Raw genomic sequence first — 25,515 nt, 5'->3', positions numbered from 1 at the left:
CATGGCGCTCACGCGGAACGAGATGGCGGCCCGCGCCGCACGGGAGCTCACCGACGGCTCGTACGTCAACCTCGGCATCGGCCTGCCCACACTGGTCCCCAACCACGTGCCCGAGGGCGTGACGGTCGTGCTGCAGTCCGAGAACGGCATCCTCGGCGTCGGGCCGTACCCGACCGAGGAGAACGTCGACCCCGACCTCATCAACGCGGGCAAGGAGACCGTCACGCTGCTGCCCGGCGCCGCGTTCTTCGACTCGGCGACCAGTTTCGGCATGATCCGCGGCGGCAAGATCGACGCCGCCATCCTCGGCGCGATGCAGGTCTCCGCCACCGGAGACCTGGCCAACTGGATGATCCCGGGCAAGATGGTCAAGGGACCCGGCGGCGCGATGGACCTGGTCCACGGCGCCGGCCGCGTGATCATCCTGATGGAGCACGTCGCCAAGGACGGCTCCGCCAAGATCGTCAACGACTGCACGCTCCCGCTGACCGGCAGGGGAGTCGTGCATCGCATCATCACCGACCTCGCGGTCATCGACGTCACGCCCGACGGGCTCGTGCTCGTGGAGACGGCACCCGGCGTGACCGCGCAGGAGGTCATCGACGCCACCGAACCGCCGCTGACGGTCTCGGAGAACCTGAAGGAGAACTCATGAGCGACATCGTCATCGTCGCCGCTGCCCGCACCCCGCAGGGACGCCTGAAGGGGCAGCTCGCGCCGTTCACCGCGCCGCAGCTCGGCTCGTTCGCGATCCGCGGCGCCCTCGAGCAGGCCGCCATCTCGCCGACGGACATCGACGCCGTGGTCATGGGCCAGGTCCTCGCGGCGGGCTCCGGGCAGAACGCGGCGCGCCAGGCCGCGATCGGCGCCGGCATCGGCTGGGACGTCCCGGCCAGCTCGGTCAACAAGGTCTGCCTCTCCGGGCTCACCGCGATCATCGACGCCGCCCGCATGATCCGTACCGGCGACGCCACCACGGTGGTCGCCGGAGGCATGGAATCCATGACCCGCGCGCCGCATCTGCTGATGGGCTCCCGCGACGGCTGGACCTACGGCACGGTCGACGTGCTCGACCACATGGCGTACGACGGCCTCACCGACGCGTACGACAAGGAGAGCATGGGAGCATCGACCGAGCGTCAGAACCCGCGCTACGAGATGACCCGCGAGCTGCAGGACGGGGTCGCCGCGCTGTCCCACCAGCGCGCCGCCGCAGGCCAGGCCGGCGGCGCGTTCGACGCCGAGATCGTGCCGGTCACGGTGCCGCAGCGCAAGGGCGACCCGCTCGTGCTCACCCAGGACGAGGGCATCCGTCCCGAGACCACGGTCGAGACGCTCGCGGGGCTCCGCCCGGCGTTCGCCGAGGGCGGCACCATCACGGCCGGCAACTCATCGCAGATCTCCGACGGAGCGGCAGCCGTCGTGGTCACCACGCGCGAGAACGCGGCGGCCAAGGGCTGGCCCGTGCTCGCCGTCGTGGGCGCCAGCGGCCAGACCGCGGGCCCGGACAACTCGCTGCAGGCGCAGCCGGCCCGCGCGATCGAGAAGGCCCTGGGCAAGCAGGGCATCACGACAGACGACCTCGACCTGGTCGAGATCAACGAGGCGTTCGGCGCCGTGGTCGCGCGATCCCAGCAGGAGCTCGGACTGTCCAGCGACATCGTGAACGTGCACGGCGGCGGCATCGCCATCGGGCATCCGATCGGCGCCAGCGGAACGCGACTGGTCGTGCACCTCGTGCACGAGCTCGCCAAGCGCGGGTCCGGCACGGCTGTGGCCGCCCTCTGCGGCGGCGGCGGTCAGGGCGAGGCGCTGGTCCTCACGCGCTGATCGGGTCTGCAGCGTCCTTCGCCTCGTCGCTGCGCTCCTCGCTCAGGAACCGGGGTGGATCCGGCCCCTGAGCGAGCGCAGCGAGACGAAGGGTCAGTGCTTGGTGCCCTTGGCGGCCTTCTCGATCGCCTTGAGCTGCTTCTTCGCCCGCTTGGTCTGCTTGGGGGCCAGCGGCGAGTCGTAGGCGACCGAGAGCCCGCGCTCGTCGCGGCGCATGTCGACCGCGGCGCCGATCGCGAGGGCGAGCGTGATGCCCCAGCTGATCCAGGCGAGCACGGCGCGCCACGTGATCGGCGCCTCGCGGGTGCCACGCAGCAGTGACATTCCGGCCGTGATGGCGCCGATGAGTCCAGTGCTGAAGAGATACCGCATGGCTTCACGTTAGCCGACGAGCATCCCTCCTCGGCTAGGCTTGACAGCAGTTACAGCTGTGTATCTACCGGCCGCCGGCTCCCCGGCGGACAGCGGCGGCACCCGACCCGGCGTCGCGATGCGGCGCCCGAGAGCCATGACACAGATCGATTCCTCGCCGAGCCTGCTGCGCCTCGCCGGCCTTCCGTACTTCCTCATCGCGTTCATCGCGCGACTGCCGTTCGCCATGATGGTCGTCGGCGTGCTGACCATCGTGGTCAGCGCCCGCGACTCGCTGTCCCTGGGCGGCCTCACCTCCGCCGCCGTCGGCATCGGCACGGCGCTGATCGGCCCGTTCCTGGGAGCTGCCGCCGACCGCTACGGTCAGCGCCCTGTGCTGGTCGCCGCGGCCGCGCTCAACGCGGCCATGCTCGCCGCGTTCGCCGCCGTCGTGTACAGCCCGCTCGACCAGGGCTTCGTGCTGCTCGCCGCCTTCGCGATCGGCGCCACCGCGCCGCAGGTCTCGCCCATGTCGCGCTCGCGGCTGGTCACCATCATCGACGAGCGGATGCCACAACCGCGGCGCGCCCGCACGACCTCGGCGACCATGTCGTACGAGTCGGCAGCCGACGAGACCGTGTTCGTGTTCGGCCCCTTCCTGGTCGGCGCGCTCGCCTCGCTGATCGCCCCCTGGGCGCCGATGGTGATGGCATCCGCCCTCACCCTGCTGTTCGTCGGCGCGTTCGCCCTGCACCCCACCGCGCGGCACGTCTCCGCCTCGCGAGCGGCGGACGGCACCGCGCCGTCCGCCGTGTCGGAGCTCTTCCGCCCCACGCTGCTGGTGGTGGTGCTCGGGATCCTCGGCGTCGGCCTGTTCTTCGGGGCGATGCTCACCGCCCTCACCTCGTTCATGGCCGACCGCGGCGTCGCGGAGCAGGCCGGACTGCTGTACGGCGTGATGGGGATCGGCTCGGCGATCCTCGCGCTCGGCGTGGCCTGGCTGCCGCCGCGCTTCACGCTGCACATGCGCTGGCTGGTGTTCGGCGGCATCCTGCTGGCGGGATCGGTGCTGGTGATCACAGCATCCGATGTCCCGGCCATGACCGTCGCCCTCGCGATCCTCGGCATCGGGGTCGGGCCGACGCTCGTCACGCTGTACAGCCTGGGGGCCGCGCGCAGCCCGCTCGGGCGCTCGGCCACCGTGATGACCATGCTGGGCGCAGGGGTCGTCGTCGGCCAGGCGGCCGCCGCGGCGATCACCGGAGAACTGGCCGAGGGCTCAGGCACCGCAGCCGCACTCGTCATGCCCCTGATCGCCGCGGCCATCGTCGTCGCGACCGGTATCGCAAATCGGCTCATGACGCCAGCCCGGCGCTGAGCCGCGCCGCGATCGGTAGCCTGGAGGAACCGAGCAGAGGAGTCCCCATGGCAGCCGCAGAGTTCGTCGTCGTCGCCAACCGACTGCCGGTCGACCGGGTCGAGACGGCCGACGGCGAGGAGATCTGGCGCACCTCGCCCGGCGGGCTCGTGGCGGCGCTCGAGCCCATGATGCGCAGCGTGGACGGCGCCTGGGTGGGCTGGGCGGGGATGCCGGATGTCGAGCTCGCCCCGTTCGACGCCGACGGCATCCGCCTGATCCCCGTCGCACTCAGTGAGGCCGACATCCAGGAGTACTACGAGGGCTTCAGCAACGACACGATCTGGCCGCTGTACCACGACGTGATCGCCCCGCCGCAGTACCACCGCGAGTGGTGGGAGGCGTACGTCTCGGTGAATCTGCGCTTCGCCGAGGCCGCGTCCGCCGCGGTGGCGAAGGGCGGCACCGTCTGGGTGCACGACTACCAGCTGCAGCTGGTGCCCGAGATGGTGCGCAACCTGCGTCCGGACGTGACCATCGGCTACTTCCACCACATCCCGTTCCCCGCCCACGGGCTTTACGCGCAGCTGCCGTGGCGGGATCAGGTGCTGCGCGGCCTGCTCGGCGCCGACGTGATCGGCTTCCAGCGTGCACAGGACGCCGCGAACTTCCTCGCCGCGGTCAAGCGCCGCCTGGGGTTCGAGACGAAGGCCAGCGCCATCACCCTGCCCGACGGCCGCCGCAGCCATGCGAGGGCGTACCCGATCTCGATCGACACGACGCCGTACCGCGAGCTCGCTCAGCGCGCCGACATCCGCGCCCGCGCGGTGGAGATCCGCGAGGGGCTCGGCAATCCGAAGCACATCCTGCTGGGTGTGGACCGGCTCGACTACACGAAGGGCATCCGGCACCGCATCAAGGCCTACGGCGAACTGCTCGACCAGGGCAGGATCTCCGTGGAGGACGTCACCTTCATCCAGGTGGCGAGCCCCAGCCGTGAGCGGGTCGACGCCTACGTGCACCTGCGCGACGAGGTCGAGCTCGCCATCGGCCGGATCAACGGGGACCATGACACGCTCGGGCACACGGCGATCCGGTACCTGCACCAGGGATTCCCCCGCGAGGAGATGGTGGCGATGTACCTGGCCGCCGACGTGATGCTGGTGACGGCGCTGCGCGACGGAATGAACCTCGTCGCGAAGGAGTACGTCGCCACCCGGGCCGACAACCGCGGCGTGCTCGTGCTCAGCGAGTTCACCGGCGCGGCCGACGAGCTGCGACAGGCGGTGCGGGTGAACCCGCACGACATCGAGGGCGTGAAGGATGCCATCGTCGCGGCCATCGAGATGCCGCGCACCGAGCAGAGCCGCCGGATGCGATCGCTGCGCAAGCGCGTGCTCGAGCACGACGTCACGGCCTGGTCTCAGGCGTTCCTGAAGGCGCTCGAGCACGCCTCCCAACACCGTCACCACCCGGAGGAGCCCGCATGACCCGCACCTGGACACCAGGCAGCCCCGACGAGGCCGTCACCGCGATCGCCCGCACGCCCGTGCTGCTGGTCGCCCTCGACTTCGACGGGACGGCGTCCCCCCTGGTCGCCGACCCGATGAGCGCGCGCGCCCTGCCTGAGATCTCGGATGCCGTGGCGCGACTGGCGGTGCTGCCCGACACCGAGGTGGCCTACGTCTCCGGGCGGAGCCTCGTGCACCTGCGGGAGATCACGGAGCACTCCGACGACTCGCCGGTGATCCTCGCCGGCTCCCACGGCGCGCAGTACTGGTTCCCGGGAGAGGGCGAGGCGGATGCCGCCGAGAGCGAGCAGGAGCGCGATCTGCGCGAATCGCTGTTCGACGAGCTCGAGCCGCTGCTCACGGAGTACCCGGGCGTGGAACTGGAGCGGAAGACCTTCGGCGTCGGCATCCACGGCCGTCCCGCGGATCCGGCCGTGGAGCGCGCCGCGTTCGCCGCGGTCGACGAGGTGATGGCGCGCCGGGCGGCGCGCTGGCGCCGGCGCACGGGCGACCGCATCCTGGAGTTCTCCTCCCGGCACGAGGGCAAGGATGCGGCGATCACCGCGCTGCGCGCCCGCACCGGGGCCACCGGGATCCTGTTCGCCGGCGACGACGTCACCGACGAGGACGCGCTGCGCGTGCTCACGAAGGACGACCTGGGCGTGCGGGTCGGCCCGGGGGAGACCTCGGCGACTCTGCGTGTGGGATCCCCACAGCAGATCGGCGAACTCCTCGGCGTCATCGCGACAGAGCGCGCGGCCGGTCGGGAATAGACTTCCGTCATGTCCTCGCAAGAAGCCCCCTCCGGCGCGCCCGGCGCGCCCGCTGAAATCGACATCAAGCCCCGCAGCCGGGTCGTCACCGACGGCATCGAGGCGACCACGTCCCGAGGCATGCTCCGTGCCGTGGGCATGGGCGACGCAGACTGGGACAAGCCCCAGATCGGCATCGCGTCCAGCTGGAACGAGATCACCCCGTGCAACCTGAGCCTGGACCGGCTCGCGCAGGGAGCCAAGGAGGGCGTGCACTCCGGCGGGGGATACCCGCTGCAGTTCGGCACCATCTCCGTCTCCGACGGCATCTCGATGGGCCACGAGGGCATGCACTTCTCGCTGGTGAGCCGCGAGGTCATCGCCGACTCCGTCGAGACGGTCATCATGGCCGAGCGCCTGGACGGCACCGTGCTGCTGGCCGGCTGCGACAAGTCCATCCCCGGCATGCTGATGGCGAGCGCCCGCCTGGGCCTGTCGAGCGTGTTCCTGTACGCCGGCTCCATCGCACCGGGCTGGGTGAAGCTCTCGGACGGCACCGAGAAGGACATCACGATCATCGACTCGTTCGAGGGCGTCGGCGCGTGTCGCGCCGGCCGGATGACCGAGGAGGACCTCAAGCGCATCGAGTGCGCGTTCGCCCCGGGTGAGGGCGCATGCGGCGGCATGTACACCGCCAACACGATGGCATCCGTCGCCGAGGCGCTCGGTCTGAGCCTCCCCGGCTCCGCCGCGCCGCCCTCCGCCGACCGCCGCCGCGACTACTTCGCGCACCGCTCCGGCGAGGCCGTGGTCAACCTGCTGCGCCAGGGCATCACGACCAAGGACATCCTGACGAAGGAGTCCTTCGAGAACGCCGTCGCCCTCGCCATGGCCCTGGGCGGTTCGACCAACGTCGTTCTGCACCTGCTGGCCATCGCCAACGAGGCGGGTGTCGAGCTGAGCCTGCACGACTTCAACCGCATCGGCGACCGCACCCCGCACGTGGGCGACCTCAAGCCGTTCGGGAAGTACGTCATGAACGACGTCGACCGTCACGGCGGCATCCCCGTGATCATGAAGGCCATGCTGGACGAGGGCCTGCTGCACGGCGACGCGCTGACCGTCACCGGCAAGACCGTCGCGGAGAACCTGCGCGAGCTGAACCCGGACCCGATCGACGGCGAGGTCATCCGCACCTTCGACAACCCGATCCACACCTCCGGCGGCATCACGATCCTGCACGGCTCGATGGCTCCCGAGGGCGCCGTCGTGAAGTCGGCCGGCTTCGACGCCGACGTCTTCGAGGGCCCGGCCCGCGTGTTCGAGCGCGAGCGCGCCGCGATGGACGCCCTCGCCGCGGGCGAGATCAACGCCGGCGACGTGGTGGTCATCCGCTACGAGGGCCCGAAGGGCGGACCCGGCATGCGCGAGATGCTCGCGATCACCGGAGCCATCAAGGGCGCGGGGCTCGGAAAAGATGTACTACTCTTGACGGACGGACGATTCTCAGGCGGCACAACCGGCCTGTGCATCGGCCACATAGCACCCGAAGCGGTGGACGCAGGTCCTATCGCCTTCGTGCGCGATGGTGATCTGATACGGGTCGATATCGCGGCTCGCTCCCTCGAGCTACTCGTCGAGGAGGCTGAGCTGAGCTCCCGCCGTGAGGGCTGGGAGCCCCTACCCCCGCGCTATACCCGTGGCGTCCTCGCCAAGTACTCCCGTCTCGTGCGCTCCGCCGCACAGGGCGCGGTGACCGGCTGAGCCTGAGACAGGCACGCCCTCCGCTCCCGTCCGGGTACCTGCTCATCACGATCATCAGAGGAATGAAATGACACCTCCCGATTCCGCACCGGCCGTGCCGCGGCCACCGGCGCGCACCGCATCCGCTCCCGAGATCTCGGGTGCCGAGGCGGTCGTCCGCTCACTCGAGAAGCTGGGCGTCACCGACGTCTTCGGCATCCCGGGCGGTGCGATCCTCCCGGTGTACGACCCGCTGATGGACGCATCCGATCTCCGGCACATCCTGGTCCGCCACGAGCAGGGCGCCGGGCATGCGGCGGAGGGCTACGCCTCGGCCTCGGGCCGGGTCGGCGTCTGCATCGCCACCTCCGGTCCCGGCGCGACCAACCTGGTCACCGCCATCGCCGACGCGTACATGGACTCCGTGCCGCTGGTCGCGATCACCGGTCAGGTGTTCTCCACGCTGATGGGCACGGACGCGTTCCAGGAGGCCGACATCGTGGGCATCACGATGCCGGTGACCAAGCACTCCTTCCTCGTGAAGGACGCGGCCGACATCCCGGGCGCGATCGCGGCGGCGTTCGAGATCGCCTCGACGGGTCGTCCAGGCCCTGTGCTCGTGGACATCACCAAGGACGCGCAGCAGGACGTCGTGCCGTTCATCTGGCCGCCCAAGGTGGAGCTTCCCGGCTACCGCCCGGTGACCAAGGCGCACGGCAAGCAGATCCAGGCGGCGGCGACGCTGCTGGCCGAGGCCAGGAAGCCCGTGCTGTACGTCGGCGGCGGCGTGATCCGCGGCAAGGCGTCCGACGAGCTCCGCATCCTCGCCGAGTCCACCGGCGCGCCCGTCGTGACCACGCTGATGGCCCGCGGCGCCTTCCCGGACTCTCACCCGCAGCACCTCGGCATGCCCGGCATGCACGGCACGGTCCCCGCGGTGCTCGCGCTGCAGGAGGCCGACCTGATCGTCTCACTCGGCGCGCGCTTCGACGATCGTGTCACCGGCAAGGTCGCGCTGTTCGCCCCGAACGCGAAGATCGTGCACGTCGACATCGACCCCGCCGAGATCTCCAAGATCCGCACGGCCGACGTGCCGATCGTGGGCGATGTGCGCGATGTGCTGGTCGACCTCGACACCGCCTTCCGCAGCACGGTGAGCAGCGACGGACCGGACACCGACGAGTGGTGGTCCTACCTGGACGGCCTGAAGTCCGAGTTCCCGCTCGGCTTCGCGCCGACCAGCGACGGACTGCTCTCGCCGCAGCACGTGATCCAGCGCATCGGCGAGCTGACCGGGCCCGAGGCCGTGTACGCGGCGGGCGTGGGGCAGCACCAGATGTGGGCCGCGCAGTTCATCAAGTACGAGCGTCCCAACTCCTGGCTGAACTCCGGCGGCGCCGGCACGATGGGCTACTCGGTCCCGGCCGCGATGGGCGCGAAGGTCGCCGAGCCCGACCGCGTGGTGTGGTCGATCGACGGCGACGGATGCTTCCAGATGACCAACCAGGAGCTCGCGACCTGCGTCATCAACAACATCCCGATCAAGGTCGCCATCATCAACAACTCGTCGCTCGGCATGGTGCGGCAGTGGCAGACGCTGTTCTACGACGGCCGGCACTCCAACACCGACCTGAACACGGGGGCTGGCACGGTCCGCATCCCGGACTTCGTCAAGCTCGGTGAGGCGTACGGCTGCCTTGCGATCCGGGTCGAGAAGGAGGACGAGGTGGACGCCGCGATCCAGCTGGCGCTGGAGACCAACGACCGTCCGGTGCTGATCGACTTCGTCGTGAGCGCGGATGCCATGGTGTGGCCGATGGTCCCCCAGGGCGTCAGCAACAGCTACGTCCAGTACGCGCGCGACCACGCGCCGGCCTTCGAGCAGGAGGACTGACCATGGCATCGCACGTGCTGAGCCTGCTGGTGGAGGACACCCCCGGCATCCTGACCCGCGTGGCCGGGCTCTTCGCCCGCCGCGGCTTCAACATCGAGTCCCTCGCCGTGGGCGTGACCGAGGTCGCCGGGATCTCCCGGATCACGGTCGTCGTCGACGTGGAGGACCTGCCGCTCGAGCAGGTCACCAAGCAGCTGAACAAGCTGATCAACGTGATCAAGATCGTCGAGCTCGAGCAGTCGTCGTCCGTGCAGCGCGAGCACATGCTCATCAAGGTGCGCACCGACAACAACACCCGCTCGAACGTGCTCGAGGTCGTCAACCTGTTCCGCGCCTCGGTCGTGGACTACGCGCCCGACGCGCTGGTGGTCGAGGTCACCGGCGATCAGGGCAAGGTGCAGGCGCTGCTGCGGGCTCTCGAGCCCTTCGGCATCAAGGAGCTCGCCCAGTCGGGCCTGCTCGCCATCGGCCGTGGCGGCAAGAGCATCACCGAGCGCGTCCTGCGCGGCTGACCACATGACCATGTTCGCTCGGCCGGTTGCTGAGCGAGCGAAGCGAGACGAAGTACACAACCAAGGAGAAACAACACCGTGAGCACCGAGATCTTCTACGACGACGACGCTGACCTCTCGATCATCCAGGGCAAGAAGGTCGCCATCGTCGGCTACGGCTCGCAGGGCCACGCCCACGCGATGAACCTGCGCGACTCGGGCGTCGAGGTCGCCATCGCCCTCAAGGAGGGCTCCAAGTCGATCGCCAAGGCTGAGGAGGCGGGCTTCCCCGTCAAGACGGTCGCAGACGCCACCGCCTGGGCCGACGTCATCATGATCCTCGCGCCGGACCAGCACCAGCGCGGCATCTACACCGAGTCGATCAAGGACAACCTGACCGCGGGCAAGGCCCTCGCCTTCGCGCACGGCTTCAACATCCGCTTCGGCTACATCGACGCACCTGAGGGCGTGGACGTCATCCTCATCGCTCCGAAGGCACCGGGCCACACCGTGCGTCGCGAGTTCGTCGCAGGCCGCGGCATCCCGGACATCATCGGTGTCGAGCGCGACGCGACCGGCGGGGCCTGGGCGCTCGCCCTGTCGTACGCGAAGGCCATCGGCGGCACCCGTGCCGGCGTCATCAAGACGACCTTCACCGAGGAGACCGAGACCGACCTGTTCGGCGAGCAGGCCGTGCTCTGCGGTGGCGTCAGCCACCTCGTGCAGGCGGGCTTCGAGACCCTCACCGAGGCGGGCTACCAGCCGCAGATCGCCTACTTCGAGGTGCTCCACGAGCTCAAGCTGATCGTCGACCTGATGTGGGAGGGCGGCATCGCCAAGCAGCGCTGGTCGATCTCCGACACCGCCGAGTTCGGCGACTACGTCTCCGGCCCGCGCATCATCGACGCCGGCGTCAAGGAGCGCATGAAGGAGGTGCTGGGCGACATCCAGTCCGGCGCCTTCGCCAAGCGCTTCATCGACGACCAGGACAACGGCGCTGCCGAGTTCCTGGCCCTTCGCGAGAAGGAGCAGGGTCACCCGATCGAGACCACGGGCAAGGAGCTGCGCGCTCTGTTCGCCTGGAAGCAGTCCGACGAGGACTATGTCGAGGGCAGCGCTGCGCGCTGACCGCGACATAGTCCCGGAGGGCAGTGCTGGTATGGCCGCTTCGCGGCCGCCGGCCCTTCGGGCCTGGGTCGAGGGCAGCGCTGCACGCTGACCCCCGGTTCGACTGAGAAAGGGCATCCCTTCGGGGATGCCCTTTCTTTGTCTGTTCAGATCACTGCAGGACGACGCCCTCGCCGACGACGCGCAGCGCGATGCGCCGTCCGGGCTTCGCGAGAGCAGCGTTCCAGTGCCGGATGGTGATGGTCGGCGGCTCCGCGGACAGGCGCGGGTCGGCGTCCGCCTGCGACTCCAGCCGGATGCGCACGGAGCTCTCCGCGCCGAAGTACACGCCGTCCTCGACGGTGCCCCGGACGGGGGCGTCGGCGACGATCTGCACCTGCTCGGGGCGCAGCATGAGCGTGACGTGCCCCTGCACCGGCGGGTTCCGCACCGGGATGTAGCCGAGCGCGCAGGACGCGAGAGAGCCGTCCAGCCACGCGTCCAGCACGATCGCCTCGCCGAGGAACTCAGCGACGCCGCGGTCGACCGGGCGGGTGTAGACCACGAACGGGTGCCCGGTCTGCACCAGATCGCCGTCGCGCATGACGGCGACCTGGTCCGCGAAGCTCAGGGCCTCGGACTGGTCGTGCGTCACCAGGATCGCCGTCGTCCCCGCCTCGGCGAGGATGGCCGAGACCGCCTGCCTGGTGGCCGAGCGCAGTCCCGTGTCGAGTGCGGAGAACGGCTCGTCCAGGAGCAACAGCTGCGGCTCGCGGGCCAGGGCGCGGGCGATCGCCACGCGCTGCTGCTGTCCGCCGGAGAGCTGGTCGGGGCGACGGTCGGCGAACTCGCGCGGCAGCGCCACGAGGTCGAGCAGCGCAGCGACGCGGTCGCGTCGTTCGCCACGCGGCAGGTGCTCGAGGCCGAAGGCGATGTTGCGGGCCACGGTCAGATGCGGGAACAGTCCGCCGTCCTGCGTGACGTATCCGATGCCGCGGCGATGAGCGGGGACCCAGGTGTCGGGTCCGGCGACCTGGATGTCGCCCAGGCTGATCTCGCCGCCGTCGGGGCGGGCGAAGCCCGCGATCACGCGCAGCAGCGTGGTCTTGCCCGATCCGGATGCCCCGACGATCGCGGTGATCCCGCCGCGCCGCACCGCGAGGTCGATGCCGTGCAGGACCTCGTGCCCGCTGTACGAGGCGGTCACCCCAGACAGCAGCAGGTGGGCGTCCGGCACGGGACCGGTGCCGATGGTGGGGACGGCGCCTGTGGAGCCGAGGTTGGATGCGGTCATTCGGTCGCCGCCTTCGTGGTGGTGCGCCTGGTGCTCCGGGCAGTGGTCGACTGCCGGAACAGCAGATAGGTCATGGGGGCGGAGAGCAGGATCAGCAGCAGCGCGTAGGGGGCCGCGCCCGCGAAGTCGATCTCGCTGGACAGGCTCCAGAAGCGGGTCGCCAGGGTCTGCACCCCGATCGGGGAGAGCAGCAGGGTCGCGGTCAGCTCGCCGGCGATCGCGAGGAACACCAGAGCCATCCCCGCAGCGGTCGCCGGCGCCACCAGGCGAAGCGTCACGCCCAGGAACGCGCGCAGCGGCGGGCGACCCAGCGCCTGGGCTGCCTCCTCCAGCAGCGGCGGGGCCTGCGCGATGCCGGCCTGCAGTGGCACCAGCGCCCGAGGCAGGAACAGCAGCGCGTATGCGACGAGCAGCAGCAGGGTGGTCTGGTAGATCGCCGGAACGAACGTCAGCGACACGGAGACGAGGGCCAGGGCCAGCACGATCCCCGGCATCGAGCTCGTGAAGTAGTTGGTGCGCTCCAGCAGCCGGCTGAGCCGGCCCGGATGACGGACGGCCAGCCACGACAGCGGGAACGCGGCGACCACGGTGAGCACGCCACCGCCGAGCGCGAGCCCCAGCGTCTGCAGGAGTGACGGGACCAGCTCCGGGGCCTGCCACACGCCGGCGCCGCCGAACACCAGCCAGCCGCCGATGACGACCGCGGGGACTCCGAGGGCGAGGACGGCGAGTGCCGCGAGCCCGAGCTGGGCCGGCAGCTGCCAGCCGTGCAGATGCACGCGGCTCGGCGGCGCGGCGGTCCCGGAACCGATCCGCGCATACCGCGCACGACCCCGCGCACGACTCTCCAGCACGAGCATCAGCAGGCACAGCAGCGTGAGGACTCCGGCGAGCATGCTTCCGGCGGAGCCGTTGAACGTCGACCGGTACTGGTCCATGATCGCCGTCGTGAACGTGTCGAAGCGGATCAGCGCGAACGCGCCGTACTCGCTCAGCAGGTGCAGGCCCACGAGCAGCGATCCGCCGAGCAGCGCGAGGCGCAGCTGGGGGAGCACCGTGCCGAAGAACACCCGCACCGGCCCGCGGCCGAGACTCGCCGCGCTCTGCTCGAGCGCGGGGTCCAGGCCCGCCAGCGTGGCTCGCACCGGCAGATACACCAGGGGGAAGTACGACAGGGTCGACAGCAGGACCCCCGAGCCGAGACCGGCGAGCGAGGGGATGGCGGACACCCATGCGTAGGAGTTGACGAAGGCGGGGATCGCGAGCGGCATCGCGAGCACGGCGCCCCAGAAGCCCGCACCGGCCAGCGCGGTGCGCTCCACCAGCCATGCTCCGCCCACGCCGAGCACGGCTGACAGCGGTACGGCCAGCGCGACGAGCAGCACCGTGTTGCCGAGAAGCTCGCCGACCCGGGGGCGGAGGATCAGGGCGATGGACTGATCCCAGCCGATCTGCACCGCCGTGGTGATCACGAAGACCAGGGGAAGCAGCGAGAGCGCGGCGACGAGGACGCCGGCGAGGACGACGCCGAAGGGCGGGCGGAGCGCTCGGGCTCCGCCCGCCCTGACGGGAGCGGTGTTCGTCGTGATGTTCCCGACCTTAGAGCAGGCCGGCCTGCGTCATCAGGTCGGTGACCTTCTTGGAGTTCAGCGTCGCGGGATCGATCTTCGGTGCGTCCAGCTCGGTCAGCGGCACGAGCTTGGAGTTCGCGGGCACGTCGGAGCCGACCGGGTACTCGAAGGACGTTCCGTTCTGCAGGACCTCCTGGCCCTTCTTGCCGGTGATGAAGGCGAGGAACTTCTGTGCTGCGGCCTCATGCTTGGTGGACTTGAGCACGCCGCCGCCGGAGATCGAGACGAACGCGCCCGGATCCTGGTTCTTGAAGTAGTGCAGCGCGACGTTCTTGGAGTTCTCACCGGTCTGCGCCTGGTCGCCGAACCAGTAGTAGTGGTAGATGATCGCGCCGTCGATCTCGCCGGCGTTGACCGCCTTCATCGCGGTGGAGTTGCCCTTGTAGGCGACCGAGTTGGTCTTCATCGCCTGCAGCCAGCTCTCGGCTGCCTTCTCGCCCTTGAGCTGGACGAGTGCGGAGACGATGGCCTGGAAGTCGGCGCCGGAGGGCGATGCCGCCCAGCGGCCCTTCCACGCCGGATCAGCGAGGTCCATCATCGACCCGGGCAGCTGCGCCTCGGTGAGCTTGGTGGTGTTGTAGGCGAACACGGTGGATCGTGCGGCGATGCCGACCCACTTCTCGGACGACGGGCGGTACTCCTCGGGGACGTTCTTCAGCGCTTCGTCCCCGGGAGAGGTGAACAGGCCCGCCTTCTCGACAGCGGTCATCGACGGGGAGTTCTCGGTCAGGAAGACATCGGCGGGGGAGCGGTCGCCCTCCTGGATGATCTGGTTGGACATCTCGGTGTCGTCGCCGTTGCGGACCTGCACCTCGATGCCGGTCTCCTTCGTGAAGGCGTCGATCCACTCCTTGGTCAGCGACTCGTGCTGCGCGTTGTAGACGGTGATCGTCTCGTCCGAGGGCTTGGTGGTGGATGATCCGCCGTCGGTGGCGGCGGGTCCGCTGCACGCGGCGAGAGTCAGAGCGGCGACGGCGGCGGCCGCGGTGGCCGAGAGCAGGCGAAGACGACGGTTCACAGTGGTCCTTCGATGAGGGGAGCGGCGCGAATGCGCACCTTCAAATATAGGTAAGGCAACCCTAATGCTGCAACGCGGCGAGCTCGTTACGGACGCATTGCCGCCAGACATCGGATGTCTGTGTCAGGATGGACCCATGCGACAGGAATGGTTCGACGAGGCCAGGTTCGGGATGTTCGTGCACTTCGGCATCTACAGCGTTGCCGCGAGGCACGAGTGGGTGCAGAGCTACGAGCGCCTCACGGATGACGACTACCGCCAGTACTTCGAGCACTTCGATCCCGATCGCTTCGATGCGCGCGCCATCGCCCGCCAGGCCAGGGAGGCGGGGATGGGGTATGTGGTGCTCACGACGAAGCACCACGACGGCTTCTGCCTGTTCGACTCGGCTCTGACCGACTTCAGCTCGCAGCAGACGTCGGGTCGCGACCTCGTGCGCGAATTCGTCGACGCCGTGCGCGCGGAGGGGCTGAAGGTGGGTCTGTACCACTCGGTCATCGACTGGCATCACCCGGACTTCACCGTGGACTGGAACCACCCGCGCCGCGACGACGAGAACGCGGCCGCCCTCAACGAGGGGCGGGACATGGCGCGATATCGCGAGTACCTGCACGGACAGGTGCAGGAGCTGCTGACGCAGTACGGCCGGATCGACTATCTGTTCTTCGACTTCACCTACCCCGAGAGCCGTGACGGCTGGGCGGGCAAGGGCCCGGATGCGTGGGATGCGGAGGCCCTGCTGGGCATGTGCCGCGTACTGCAGCCCGACATGCTCGTGAACGATCGTCTCGGCATCCCCGCCGACTTCGTCACACCGGAGCAGTACCAGCCCACCGCACCGCTCGTCGACGAGCAGGGAGCGCCGCGGGTGTGGGAGGCCTGCCAGACGCTGAACGGGTCGTGGGGCTATCACCGTGACAACACCGATCAGAAGTCGCCGACGCTGCTGGTCCAGATGCTCGCCGACTCGGTGTCGATGGACGGCAACATGCTGCTGAACATCGGTCCTGACGGGCGCGGTGCGATCGCCCCACGCGACGCGCGCACGCTGGATGAGATCGGACGATGGATGCTGCTGCACCGCGACGCGATCGTCGGCGCCGGGCACGCGGAGTTCACGCCGCCCCGGGAGGGCGTCTACACCCGCCGTGGCGACCGGCTGTACCTGCATCTGTTCAGCTGGCCGCTCGGGTTCGTGCACCTGCCGGACCTGGCAGGACGGGTGTCCTTCGCCCGGCTGCTGAACGACGGCTCCTGGCTGAAGACGTCCGTGCCGGACCCCGATCAGCACGACACCCACATGACGCCGACCCTGCAGGATGAGGGGACGTTGACGGTGCACCTCCCGGTGCAGCGGCCGGACGTGCTGATACCGGTGATCGAGCTGACGCTCGCGGACTGAGAGAGCCCGGAGGCCGTCAGGCCACCGGCATCTCCAGGCGATCCATCGCCAGCCTCGCGGCGCCCAGCAGGATCGCGTCGGCTCCCGTGCGGGCGGCCTCGATGCGGAGCGTCTGCGTGACGAGCGGGTGGCACGCCTCGTAGACGCGGCTGCGCACCGCGGCGAGGAACGGCTCCGAGCCGCTCATGCTGCCGGTGAGGAAGACGGCGTGCGGGTTGAAGAAGTTGACCACGCCCGACAACGCCTGTCCGAGGTGCGTGCCCGCGGTGCGCACCAGGGTCGTGGCCTCCGGATCCGCGTCCCGCGCGAGCGCGAGCACGTCCTCCGTGGTGTGCACGGCCTCGTGTCCTCGTCCGCGCATCTGGCGCACCAGGCTTGCACCGCTCGCGACCGTCTCCAGGCATCCCGTGTTCCCGCAGGAGCACGGGATGTCTCCGCTGCCGTCGATGCGCGTGTGCGTGATGTCGCCGGCTGCTCCGGTCGCGCCGCGGTGCACTCGGCCGTCCACGATGATCCCGCTGCCGATCGCGGTGCCGGCCTTGACCGTGATGCTGTGGCCGTCGCCGCCGAGCTGGGTCGTGTGCTCGCCGAGTGCTGCGAGGTTGGCGTCGTTGTCGACGATCACGGGCACCTCGTGGCGGGCGGTCAGATGCTCGCCCACGCGGAAGCCAGGCCATCCCGGCATCCGTGACGGCTGCTCGACCGAACCGGTCTCCACGACGACGGGGCCGGGCAGTCCGACGCCGATCGCCCGGACGGAGGCGTTCTCGGCGAATCGGTCGAAGACCTCGCTGACACGCTCGAGTGTGCGCTCCGGTCCCTCGGAGAGATCGATGGCGATGGTCTCGATGCGGTCCAGCGCGCCGCCGAGGGTGTGCCTGCCGATGCGCGCGTGACCGCCGCCGAGGTCGGCGGTCAGGATGGTCCCGGCCTCGGCGAGCTGGAGGACGCGGGGCCTGCGGCCTCCGCGTGACGACCCTTCGCCCGCCTCCCGCAGGATGCCGGCGTCGAGCAGCGACTGGACGCGGATCCCCACCGTGGACGGGGCCACGCCGAGCGCGGCGGCGATCTCGGTGCGGGAACGCGCCGCTCCGGTCGCGATCAGCTCGACGATACGGCGGGTGGGTGCGTCGTCTGCGCTCGGCATGCCTGTCTCCCGTGGGCTCTCCGCTGCGTGATGCGCGGACTAAACATCGGATGTTCGTGTTGCGTGTGTGCTCGAAGTATGAAAGCGTAACTTCGTTCAAGACGTTACCAGGTTGTTTCGACGGTCGAAACAACCTTTGATGAGGAGGCAATCAATGAAGATCAAGCGCGTGGGTGCGGTGATCGTGGTCGCGGGCGTCGCCGTCGCCATGGCGGGCTGCTCCAACGGTCCCAGCACGGGCGGCTCCGGTGACGGGGACGCGATCGTCGTCGACATGTGGGCGGGGAGCGCGGACGACACCGCTGCCCTCAAGGCGCAGATCGACGTCGTCAAGAAGCAGAACCCGGACCTGAAGGTGGAGCTGCGCACAGCTCCCTGGGGCGACTTCTTCACCAAGCTGACCACGAACATGGCGTCCGGCAACATGGCATGCGTCACCGGCATGAACTCCGGCATGCTCGCCAGCTACACCGACGGCTTCGTCAAGCTGACGGATGCCGACCTGAAGGCCGCCGGACTCGCCGAGAGCGACTTCGCCGCGGGTGCGACCGACATCCTCAAGAACAAGGGCGACCTCTACGGCCTGCCGTTCGACGTGTCGACCATGGTCACGTACTACAACGAGGACCAGCTGAACGCAGCCGGCGCCGAGCTCCCGAAAGTGGGGTGGACCTTCGACGACTTCGAGGCCACGGCCAAGAAGGCGACCACCGGCGGCAAGTTCGGCTTCGGCATCGGCATGGGCGACTTCCAGTGGCAGGCGCTGCCGATCGCCAAGTCGGGCACGCAGCCGGTCAGCGCCGATGGCGAGCTCCAGCTCACCGACCCCGGATTCGCCGCCGCTGCAGGCTGGTACGCGGATCTGGTCACGAAGCAGAAGGTCGCCGCACCCGTCGCCTCCGCATCGGACGGTGGATGGGGCGAGAACCAGTTCACCGGCGAGAACGCCGCGATGGCGGTGGACGGAACCTGGAACGCGGTCGGCTATCTGAAGAACGACGCGGGCTTCAAGGCGGGCCTCGCTCCTCTTCCGAGCGGCGACAAGGGAGACCTGAGCCTGGTGCTCGGTTCCGGCTTCGGCATCGCGAAGACGTGCAAGAACAAGGACGCCGCGCTGAAGGTGCTCGGTTCGCTGCTGAGCAAGGACTCGCAGGACTACATCGCGTCTTCGGGTCGCAGCTACCCGGCTCGTGCCGAGAGCCAGCCGCTCTACTTCGAGTCGCTCGACCCGGCGTACCGCGAGCAGGTGAAGACCGTCTTCGAAGCGGCCTTCAAGAACGTCGAGGGCCAGCACGTCTCGGACAACTGGGCCAAGGTCGGCACGTTCGTGCAGCCCGAGCTGGTGAGCGTCTACAACGGGCAGGAGTCGATGAAGTCGGTTCTGGAGTCCGCGCAGCAGCAGTTCGGCAAGTGACCCGAGACTGACGGAAAGGGATACCAGGAGATGACCATCACGACCGCTGCCAGGCGTCGTCGCGGGTCGCTCGCCAAGGTCGAGGCGCGCCAGGCGCTGGGCTTCGCAAGCCCGGCCCTGGTGGGCCTCGCCCTGTTCACGATCGTTCCGGTCGGCTTGTCCATCGTGATGAGCTTCTTCGACTGGCCGACCTTCGGCGAGCGCACCTTCAACGGGGGAGCGAACTACCTCCGGCTGTTCGAGGACCCGAACTTCCTCCCCGCGCTGCGGAACTCGATGGTCTTCACCGTCCTGTACGTGCCGCTGAGCGTGATCTTCTCGCTTCTCCTGGCGGTCGGTCTGGGCCCACGCATCCGGGGGCGCGGTGCGCTCCGAGTGCTCTTCTTCATCCCGGTGGTGACACCCATGGTCGCCAACGTCCTCGTCTGGAAGATGCTGCTGCAGCCGCAGGGGCTGTTCAACGGCCTCGCGCAGACCTGGTTCGGCGTGGAGCTGCCGAACTTCCTCGCCGACCGGAACTGGGCGATGATCATGGTCGTCGTCATGAGCGTCTGGCAGGGCATCGGCTACAACATGCTGATCTTCTCCGCTGCCCTCGAGCAGCTGCCGGAGAGCGTGCTGGAGGCGGCCAGCATCGACGGCGCCACCGGCTTCAGGCTGACCTGGAGCATCATGATCCCGATGATCTCGCCGGCGATCTTCTTCGCCACGATCATGACGATGATCACGTCGCTGCAGGTCTTCGTGCAGCCGCAGATGCTGACCGGCGGAGGACCGGGCAACAGCACGCTGCCCCTCGTGATGTGGATCTACAACCAGGGCTTCAAGTTCCAGGACCTCGGCCTCGCCGCCGCGGGCGCGTGGATCCTGTTCGCCCTCATCATCACGATCACCGCCATCCAGTTCACGGCGCAGAAGAGGTGGGTGCACTATGAGCACTGACATCGCAGTCCCCAGCACGAAGGCGATGGTCGCGGTGGACGGCGACGATCACGTCGACACCGAGCGCCGGTCGGGCGGCGCGCCGATGACTCCGGCCGCGCGTGTGCGCCTCATCGTCGCGCACATCGCGGTCTACATCGCAGCCGCGCTGTTCATGCTGCCGCTGGTCTACGCGTTCTTCTCGGCACTCAAGCCGAACGGCGAGATGTTCGCGATGCCGCCGAGCCTGTTCGGATCCGAGATCAAGTGGTCGAACTTCGCCGAGGTGTTCCAGTTCGGGCCGTTCTGGACCTACATCGGGAACTCGCTGTTCACGTCGATCGCGGGCACACTGGTGGTGCTGTTCGTCTCCACCACCGCCGGCTACGCGTTCGGCAGACTGCGATGGAAGGGTCGCGACGCCGTCTTCGTGCTCTTCCTCGCCACCCTCATGGTCCCCGCCGAGGTGCTGGTCATCCCGATGTTCCAGGTGATGCAGTGGTTCGGATGGGTGGACACGTATCAGGCCCTGATCTTCCCGTTCGCGTTCGGCGCGTTCGGCACGTTCCTCATGCGGCAGTTCTTCCGCGGCATCCCGTACGAGCTGGAGGAGGCGGCCCGCGTCGACGGCGCTGGCCCGGTGCGCACCTTCGCGCAGATCATCCTGCCGCTGTCCAAGTCGTCGATCGCCGTCCTGTCGGTGTTCACGTTCCTGTCGTTCTGGAACAGCTACCTGTGGCCGCTGATCGTCACAGTGGACTACGGCTCGCTCGGAACCCTGCCCGTCGGCCTCGCGAGCTTCTCCGGGCTGACCGGCACTCGCTGGGACCTGCAGATGGCCGCTTCGATCATCTCGATGATCCCGACGACGATCCTGGTGATCGCGCTGCAGAAGCACCTGGTCAAGGGCATCGCGATGGCCGGCCTCGGGGGGCGTTGAACGGATCGATGGCCACGTCACTCGGCACAGCCATGCCCTTCCGCGGATCCGTCGCCCCCGACGGCGTGATCGCCGGCATCGACATCGGCGGCACCAAGATCGCGGTGCTGCTCGTCGCCGCGGATGGGGAGATCCTCGGCCGCGGACAGGTGGCCGCTCCCGCGTTGGACGGGGGAGCGGCCATGGCGGACGCGGCCGCGGAGCTCACCCGCGGTCTGCTCGAGGAGAGCGGGCGCCTCCTGCTCGCCGCAGGGGTCGGCGCAGCGGGCGTGATCGATCACGACACGGGAACCGTGCGCGCCGCGTCGGCCACCTTCGCCGGCTGGGCTGGCTTCGCGCTCGCGGATGAGCTGCGCGTGCGTCTCGGCGTGCCGGTCGCGGTAGAGAACGACGTGAACGCGTTCCTGCTGGGCGAGGTCAGCCACGGCGAGACGACCGGAGACGATGTGCTCGGCGTGATGCTGGGTACCGGCGTCGGCGGCGCGGTCGTGCTGGACGGGCGGCTGCGCCATGGACCGCACGGAGCAGCGGGCGAGATCGGGCACACGCCCGGCTACAGCGAGCTCGCCTGCACGTGCGGACAGACGGGGCATCTGGAGACGCTCGCCTCGGGCACCTCGATCGGGCTGCGATACGGCGAGATGACCGGAGTCGCCGGTCTCAGCTCCCGGGAGGTCGCGGACAGGGCGCGCGCCGGTGATGCGGACGCGATCGCGGTGTTCGAGGCGGCCGGGCGCGCGGTCGCGCTCGCCTGCGCCGGCGCAGCCGGACTGCTCGACCTGTCCACCGCCGTCGTCGGCGGAGGCGTGGCCCGCGCGTGGGATCTCCTCGCACCCGCCATCGAGCGCACGCTCGCGACGGATTCGCCGGTCTCCGGCGTCACTCTGCGGATCGTCCCCGCGACCCTGCACACGGATGCCGTTGCGCTCGGAGCGGCCGCCGCGGCGAAGGCCATCCTGCTCTCGGGCACCGCACCGAGCCCTCATCATCCACAGAGCTCCCACCACTCATCGAGCCCCCACCACGAGGAAGGAGCCGTCGCATGACGGACCGTCTGGAAGCCCACGAGATCTGGATGCCCGCCCTGGCGCCCGTGTCGCCCGGCGGGCTGACGAGGCCGCGCATCGGCATCGGCGGCATCTCCATCGAGTCGAGCACCTTCTCGCCCCACGTCTCCGGCGACGAGGCGTTCACCATCCGCACCGGCGCCGAGTTGATCGGGTACTACCCGTTCCTCGAGGCAGGGCGCGACCTGGCCGACGCCGCCGAGTGGGTGCCGATCCACCACGGCCGCTCGCTTCCCGGCGGGGCGGTCGCGCCGGAGACCTATCAGCGGATGAAGAGCGCCATCGTCGACGGCATCCGCGAGAGCATGCGCGAGTCCGGACCCTTCGACGGGTTCTTCTTCGACATCCACGGCGCGATGAGCGTGATCGGCATGACCGACGCCGAGGGCGACCTCGCCATCGCCGTGCGCGAGGCGCTCGGACCGGACACGCTGATCTCCACGTCGATGGACCTGCACGGCAACGTCTCCGAGACGCTGCGGGACGCCGTCGATCTGCTCACCTGCTATCGCATGGCGCCGCATGAGGACTGGATGAACACGAAGGAGCGGGCGGTGTGGAATCTGCTCGCTCGGCTCCGCGGTGCGGAGGGCTCCGACCCGCTGCGACGCCGCCCCTTCAAGGCATGGGTCCCCGTGCCCGTGCTCCTCCCGGGCGAGAAGACGAGCACCCGCCTGGAGCCCGCGGCAGGCCTCTACGCGATGCTGCCTGACATCGAGGCCATGGAGGGCGTCGTCGACGCCTCCATCTGGATCGGATACGCCTGGGCGGACGAACCGCGCTGCCAGGCCTACGTCGTCGTGCTCGGCGATGACGAGCAGCTCATCGCGCGCGAGGCCGAGCGCGTGGCGCGGGACTTCTGGGACGCGCGCGAGGACTTCGTGTTCGTCGCGCCCACCGCGACCCTCGACGGGGCTCTCGAGCGTGCGACGGCGCCCGAGGCGCGGCATCCGTATCTGATCTCCGACTCCGGGGACAACCCGACCGCCGGCGGTGCGGGCGACGTCACCTGGACGCTGACCGAGCTGCTCGGACGTCCGGAGCTCACGGACGGCAGCCGCACGACCCTGGTCGCCTCGATCTTCGACGCGGAGGCGGTCGCGACCGCACGCGCGGCGGGCGTCGGCGCGAAGGTGTCGCTGCATGCGGGCGCCGGCATCGACCACGGCCCGAGCGGTCCGGTGGCGATCACCGGAGAGGTCTTCTCGATCACGGACGGCGACCCGGATGCGGGTACGCAGGCGGTCATCGCGGTCGGCGGCCTCCACGCGATCATCACCGAGCGGCGGAAGCCGTTCCACCACCTGGACGACTTCCGCATGCTCGGGCTCGACCCCGAGAGCGCGGACATCGTCGTGGTGAAGATCGGCTACCTCGAGCCGGAGCTGTACGAGCTCGCGGCCGACTGGACGCTCGCCCTCACTCCCGGCGGCGTCGACCAGGACCTGCTGCGGCTGGGGCATCGTCACCTCGCGCCGGGCGTGTTCCCGTTCGACACCACGGGCAATCCGCCTCTCACCGCGCACGTGAGCCGACGTCAGGAGACCTCCGCATGATGAACTTCGAGACGCGCACCGGACCCGACTTCGGCGCCGGCGCACCGAGCTATCCCGGCAACGGCGTGCCCGAGTGGTATCGCGACGCCAAGCTGGGCTTCTTCGTGCACTGGGGGCTCTACTCGGTGCCGGCCTGGGCCGTGCAGCATGGTGCCGGCGTGAACATCCCCACCGAGGATGCGTACGCCTGGCACCAGTACGCGGAGTGGTACGGGAACACGGTCCGCATCGCGGGCAGCCCCACGTGGACACGGCATCAGGAGCTGTACGGGCCCGGCACCTCCTACGAGGACCTCGCCGACCGGTGGGACGCGGCGGCCTTCGACGCGGACGCCTTCGTCGGCGAGCTCGTCGATGCCGGGGCCAGGTACATCGTGCCCACCACCAAGCACCATGAGGGCTTCTGCCTGTGGGACACAGCGACGACCGGCTTCAACGCCGCGGCGCGCGGTCCGCGGCGCGACCTCATCGCCGAGTTCCACGATGCCGCCCGCCGCGCCGGTGCCCGGTTCGGCGTGTACTTCTCGGGGGCGCTGGACTGGCACGTGAGCGACTTCCCGCCCATCGAGTCCGACACCGACCTGTTCCGCTTCCGCCGGCACGACGAGGCGTTCTCGCGGTACGCGGCGGCCCAGCTGGAGGAGCTGATCGAGCGGTTCTCGCCCGATGTGCTCTGGAACGACATCGAGTGGCCGGACGGCGGCAAGGGGCGCGACGAGTACGCCGTCGCCGCCCTGTTGGAGCGCTATTTCGGCGCCGTGCCGGACGGAGTCGTCAACGACCGGTGGGGTGTCCCGTACCACGGCTTCCTCACGCGCGAGTACACGCACATCCCCGATATCCTCGAGCAGCCCTGGGAGTCGACGCGCGGTCTGGGGTACTCGTTCGGCTTCAACCAGGCCGAGGACGAGCGCCATTCGCTCTCCGGCGTCGAGCTGATCCGGATGCTCGTCGACATCGTCTCCAAGAACGGGAACCTGCTGATCAACGTCGGCCCCGCTGCCGACGGCTCGATCCCGGAGCTGCAGCGGGCGGCGATGCGCGAGCTGGGCAGCTGGCTGCGCGACAACGGCGATGCCGTGTACGGCACGCGGCCGTGGATCCGCTTCGGCGAGGCGACGGGAGCTCCCGTGCGCTACACGCGCTCCGCCGCCGGCGTGCACGTCCACGCACTCGACCCCGCAGCCGGTGAGATCGCGCTGCCTGCGGAGCTGTCCGGCGGCGCCGCGCGCTGGGCCGACGGCTCGGTCGCCGAGACGACGACGGAGCCGGGTGGAGCCGTCGTCGTGCGCATCCCCGAGGCCCTGCGCGCTGCGCCCGTCGCGGTGGTGACGGTCTCGTGAGCGGGGTCGTGCAGTTGGAGATCGCGGTGCAGGACGCCGCCGGCGCGCGCGTCGCGTTCGCCGCCGGCGCCGACCGGGTCGAACTCTGCCAGGCTCTCTCGGCGACGGGTGGGCTGACGCCGTCGGCCGGCACGGTCGATGCCGTCCTCGCCGCCGCCGGCGCGGGCATCAGGGTGGCGCCGCTGGTGCGCCCGCGCCCGGGAGGATTCGTCTACGACGCGGACGAGGTCGCCCTGGTCGCGGCCGATGTCCGGGAGATCGTCCGACGCGGCGCGGGTGGCGTGGTCGTCGGGGCCATGACCCGGGAGGGCCGGGTGGATCGCGACGCCATGCGTCGCTGGATCGATGCCGCGGACGGTGCGGAGGTGTCCTTCCACCGTGCGATCGATGTCGCCCCCGATCCATTGGCGATCATGGACGAGCTCATCGAGCTCGGCGTGCATCGCGTGCTCACCAGCGGCGGTGCCACCCGCAGCGTGCACGGCATCGGCGTGATCGGCGAACTGGTCGCCCGCTCGGCCGGCCGCGTTCAGGTCATGCCCGGCGGCGGCGTGCACGTCGAGGACATCGCGCGACTGGTCGCGCTGGGCGTCGATGCCGTGCATCTGTCCGCCCGGGTCGACTCGGGGGACGCGGCGCCGAGCGGACCCGGCGGCGGGGGCACCGGATTCGATGCGACGGACTCCTCGATCGTCGTCGCGGCCCGGGCCGCCCTCGACCGGGCCGTGCGCTCCGCCGCATAGCAG

At 69.7% G+C, this 25,515-nt stretch carries 22 protein-coding genes; 17 read left to right on the top strand and 5 right to left on the bottom strand.

The genetic code is table 11. The annotated features are described in order from the left end of the window. The first annotated feature begins 1 nt into the window (after position 1). Positions 2-655 carry a CoA transferase subunit B gene (locus tag ACTJJ4_RS03735; protein ID WP_440942073.1) on the top strand — a complete coding sequence of 218 codons (654 nt, stop codon included), beginning with the start codon at positions 2-4 and terminating at the stop codon, positions 653-655. Then, positions 652-1,830, top strand: a complete 1,179-nt coding sequence (locus tag ACTJJ4_RS03730; protein ID WP_440942072.1) for an acetyl-CoA C-acetyltransferase — start codon at positions 652-654, stop codon at positions 1,828-1,830. Before ACTJJ4_RS03735 ends, ACTJJ4_RS03730 begins: the two co-directional genes overlap by 4 nt. A gap of 93 nt (positions 1,831-1,923) precedes the next feature. Here the strand turns inward: ACTJJ4_RS03730 and ACTJJ4_RS03725 are convergent, their stop codons facing one another. Beyond that, a complete protein-coding gene (locus ACTJJ4_RS03725; protein WP_285632922.1) occupies positions 1,924-2,202 on the bottom strand; it encodes a hypothetical protein in 279 nt (92 codons plus the stop codon). Between the two features lie 136 nt (positions 2,203-2,338). Between ACTJJ4_RS03725 and ACTJJ4_RS03720 the strand changes: the two genes are divergently transcribed. The 7 genes from ACTJJ4_RS03720 (at position 2,339) to ilvC (ending at position 11,057) form a co-directional block, all read left to right on the top strand. Then, positions 2,339-3,559, top strand: coding sequence for an MFS transporter (locus ACTJJ4_RS03720; RefSeq protein ID WP_440942071.1), 1,221 nt, complete (start codon positions 2,339-2,341; stop codon positions 3,557-3,559). A 47-nt stretch (positions 3,560-3,606) separates the two neighbouring features. Beyond that, positions 3,607-5,028, top strand: coding sequence for an alpha,alpha-trehalose-phosphate synthase (UDP-forming) (locus tag ACTJJ4_RS03715; protein ID WP_440942070.1), 1,422 nt, complete (start codon positions 3,607-3,609; stop codon positions 5,026-5,028). Beyond that, entirely contained in the window at positions 5,025-5,822 is a 798-nt protein-coding gene (otsB, locus tag ACTJJ4_RS03710) for a trehalose-phosphatase (RefSeq protein ID WP_440942069.1), read from the top strand. Before ACTJJ4_RS03715 ends, otsB begins: the two co-directional genes overlap by 4 nt. A 9-nt stretch (positions 5,823-5,831) precedes the next feature. Continuing rightward, a complete protein-coding gene (ilvD, locus tag ACTJJ4_RS03705; protein WP_440942068.1) occupies positions 5,832-7,565 on the top strand; it encodes a dihydroxy-acid dehydratase in 1,734 nt (577 codons plus the stop codon). Between the two features lie 67 nt (positions 7,566-7,632). Beyond that, positions 7,633-9,438 (top strand): acetolactate synthase large subunit, encoded by a 1,806-nt coding sequence (locus ACTJJ4_RS03700; protein ID WP_440942067.1) that lies wholly within the window; start codon positions 7,633-7,635, stop codon positions 9,436-9,438. Positions 9,439-9,440: 2 nt separating this feature from the next. Next, positions 9,441-9,950 carry an acetolactate synthase small subunit gene (ilvN, locus tag ACTJJ4_RS03695; RefSeq protein WP_292697622.1) on the top strand — a complete coding sequence of 170 codons (510 nt, stop codon included), beginning with the start codon at positions 9,441-9,443 and terminating at the stop codon, positions 9,948-9,950. A gap of 78 nt (positions 9,951-10,028) precedes the next feature. Next, a complete protein-coding gene (gene ilvC / locus ACTJJ4_RS03690) occupies positions 10,029-11,057 on the top strand; it encodes a ketol-acid reductoisomerase (RefSeq protein WP_285632903.1) in 1,029 nt (342 codons plus the stop codon). Between the two features lie 151 nt (positions 11,058-11,208). On the opposite strand, the gene ACTJJ4_RS03685 is transcribed toward ilvC, so the two are convergent. Genes ACTJJ4_RS03685 through ACTJJ4_RS03675 form a run of 3 tightly spaced genes read right to left on the bottom strand, consistent with a single transcriptional unit; the run spans position 11,209 to position 14,979 of the window. Continuing rightward, a complete protein-coding gene (locus ACTJJ4_RS03685) occupies positions 11,209-12,330 on the bottom strand; it encodes an ABC transporter ATP-binding protein (protein WP_440942066.1) in 1,122 nt (373 codons plus the stop codon). Then, a complete protein-coding gene (locus ACTJJ4_RS03680) occupies positions 12,327-13,919 on the bottom strand; it encodes an ABC transporter permease (RefSeq protein ID WP_440942811.1) in 1,593 nt (530 codons plus the stop codon). Before ACTJJ4_RS03680 ends, ACTJJ4_RS03685 begins: the two co-directional genes overlap by 4 nt. Positions 13,920-13,929: 10 nt before the next feature. After that, positions 13,930-14,979, bottom strand: coding sequence for an iron ABC transporter substrate-binding protein (locus tag ACTJJ4_RS03675; RefSeq protein ID WP_440942065.1), 1,050 nt, complete (start codon positions 14,977-14,979; stop codon positions 13,930-13,932). A gap of 136 nt (positions 14,980-15,115) precedes the next feature. On the opposite strand from ACTJJ4_RS03675, the gene ACTJJ4_RS03670 reads away from it, so the two are divergent. After that, positions 15,116-16,381, top strand: a complete 1,266-nt coding sequence (locus tag ACTJJ4_RS03670) for an alpha-L-fucosidase (RefSeq protein WP_440942064.1) — start codon at positions 15,116-15,118, stop codon at positions 16,379-16,381. 16 nt (positions 16,382-16,397) lie between these two features. On the opposite strand, the gene ACTJJ4_RS03665 is transcribed toward ACTJJ4_RS03670, so the two are convergent. Beyond that, positions 16,398-17,528, bottom strand: coding sequence for an ROK family protein (locus ACTJJ4_RS03665; protein ID WP_440942063.1), 1,131 nt, complete (start codon positions 17,526-17,528; stop codon positions 16,398-16,400). A gap of 154 nt (positions 17,529-17,682) precedes the next feature. Here ACTJJ4_RS03665 and ACTJJ4_RS03660 point away from each other — a divergent pair, with 154 nt between their 5' ends. From ACTJJ4_RS03660 to ACTJJ4_RS03630, 7 genes are read left to right on the top strand one after another with little or no spacing between them, the layout of a single operon-like run. Further along, positions 17,683-18,942 (top strand): ABC transporter substrate-binding protein, encoded by a 1,260-nt coding sequence (locus tag ACTJJ4_RS03660; RefSeq protein ID WP_440942062.1) that lies wholly within the window; start codon positions 17,683-17,685, stop codon positions 18,940-18,942. 30 nt (positions 18,943-18,972) lie between these two features. Beyond that, positions 18,973-19,884 carry a carbohydrate ABC transporter permease gene (locus ACTJJ4_RS03655; protein WP_440942061.1) on the top strand — a complete coding sequence of 304 codons (912 nt, stop codon included), beginning with the start codon at positions 18,973-18,975 and terminating at the stop codon, positions 19,882-19,884. Beyond that, positions 19,874-20,803: a carbohydrate ABC transporter permease gene (locus ACTJJ4_RS03650; protein WP_440942060.1), complete on the top strand. Its 930-nt coding sequence runs from the start codon at positions 19,874-19,876 to the stop codon at positions 20,801-20,803. Before ACTJJ4_RS03655 ends, ACTJJ4_RS03650 begins: the two co-directional genes overlap by 11 nt. Before the next feature lie 8 nt (positions 20,804-20,811). After that, positions 20,812-21,849, top strand: coding sequence for an ROK family protein (locus tag ACTJJ4_RS03645; protein ID WP_440942059.1), 1,038 nt, complete (start codon positions 20,812-20,814; stop codon positions 21,847-21,849). Next, entirely contained in the window at positions 21,846-23,426 is a 1,581-nt protein-coding gene (locus ACTJJ4_RS03640; protein ID WP_440942058.1) for a M81 family metallopeptidase, read from the top strand. The genes ACTJJ4_RS03645 and ACTJJ4_RS03640 overlap by 4 nt, the downstream gene beginning before the upstream one ends. Beyond that, positions 23,423-24,769, top strand: a complete 1,347-nt coding sequence (locus tag ACTJJ4_RS03635) for an alpha-L-fucosidase (protein ID WP_440942057.1) — start codon at positions 23,423-23,425, stop codon at positions 24,767-24,769. Before ACTJJ4_RS03640 ends, ACTJJ4_RS03635 begins: the two co-directional genes overlap by 4 nt. After that, positions 24,766-25,512 (top strand): copper homeostasis protein CutC, encoded by a 747-nt coding sequence (locus ACTJJ4_RS03630; RefSeq protein ID WP_440942056.1) that lies wholly within the window; start codon positions 24,766-24,768, stop codon positions 25,510-25,512. The genes ACTJJ4_RS03635 and ACTJJ4_RS03630 overlap by 4 nt, the downstream gene beginning before the upstream one ends. Positions 25,513-25,515 lie beyond the last annotated feature (3 nt).

The organism is Microbacterium sp. 22195, from assembly GCF_052056515.1.
GTDB lineage: Bacteria > Actinomycetota > Actinomycetes > Actinomycetales > Microbacteriaceae > Microbacterium.
This window is presented reverse-complemented; position numbering and strand designations above follow the sequence as displayed.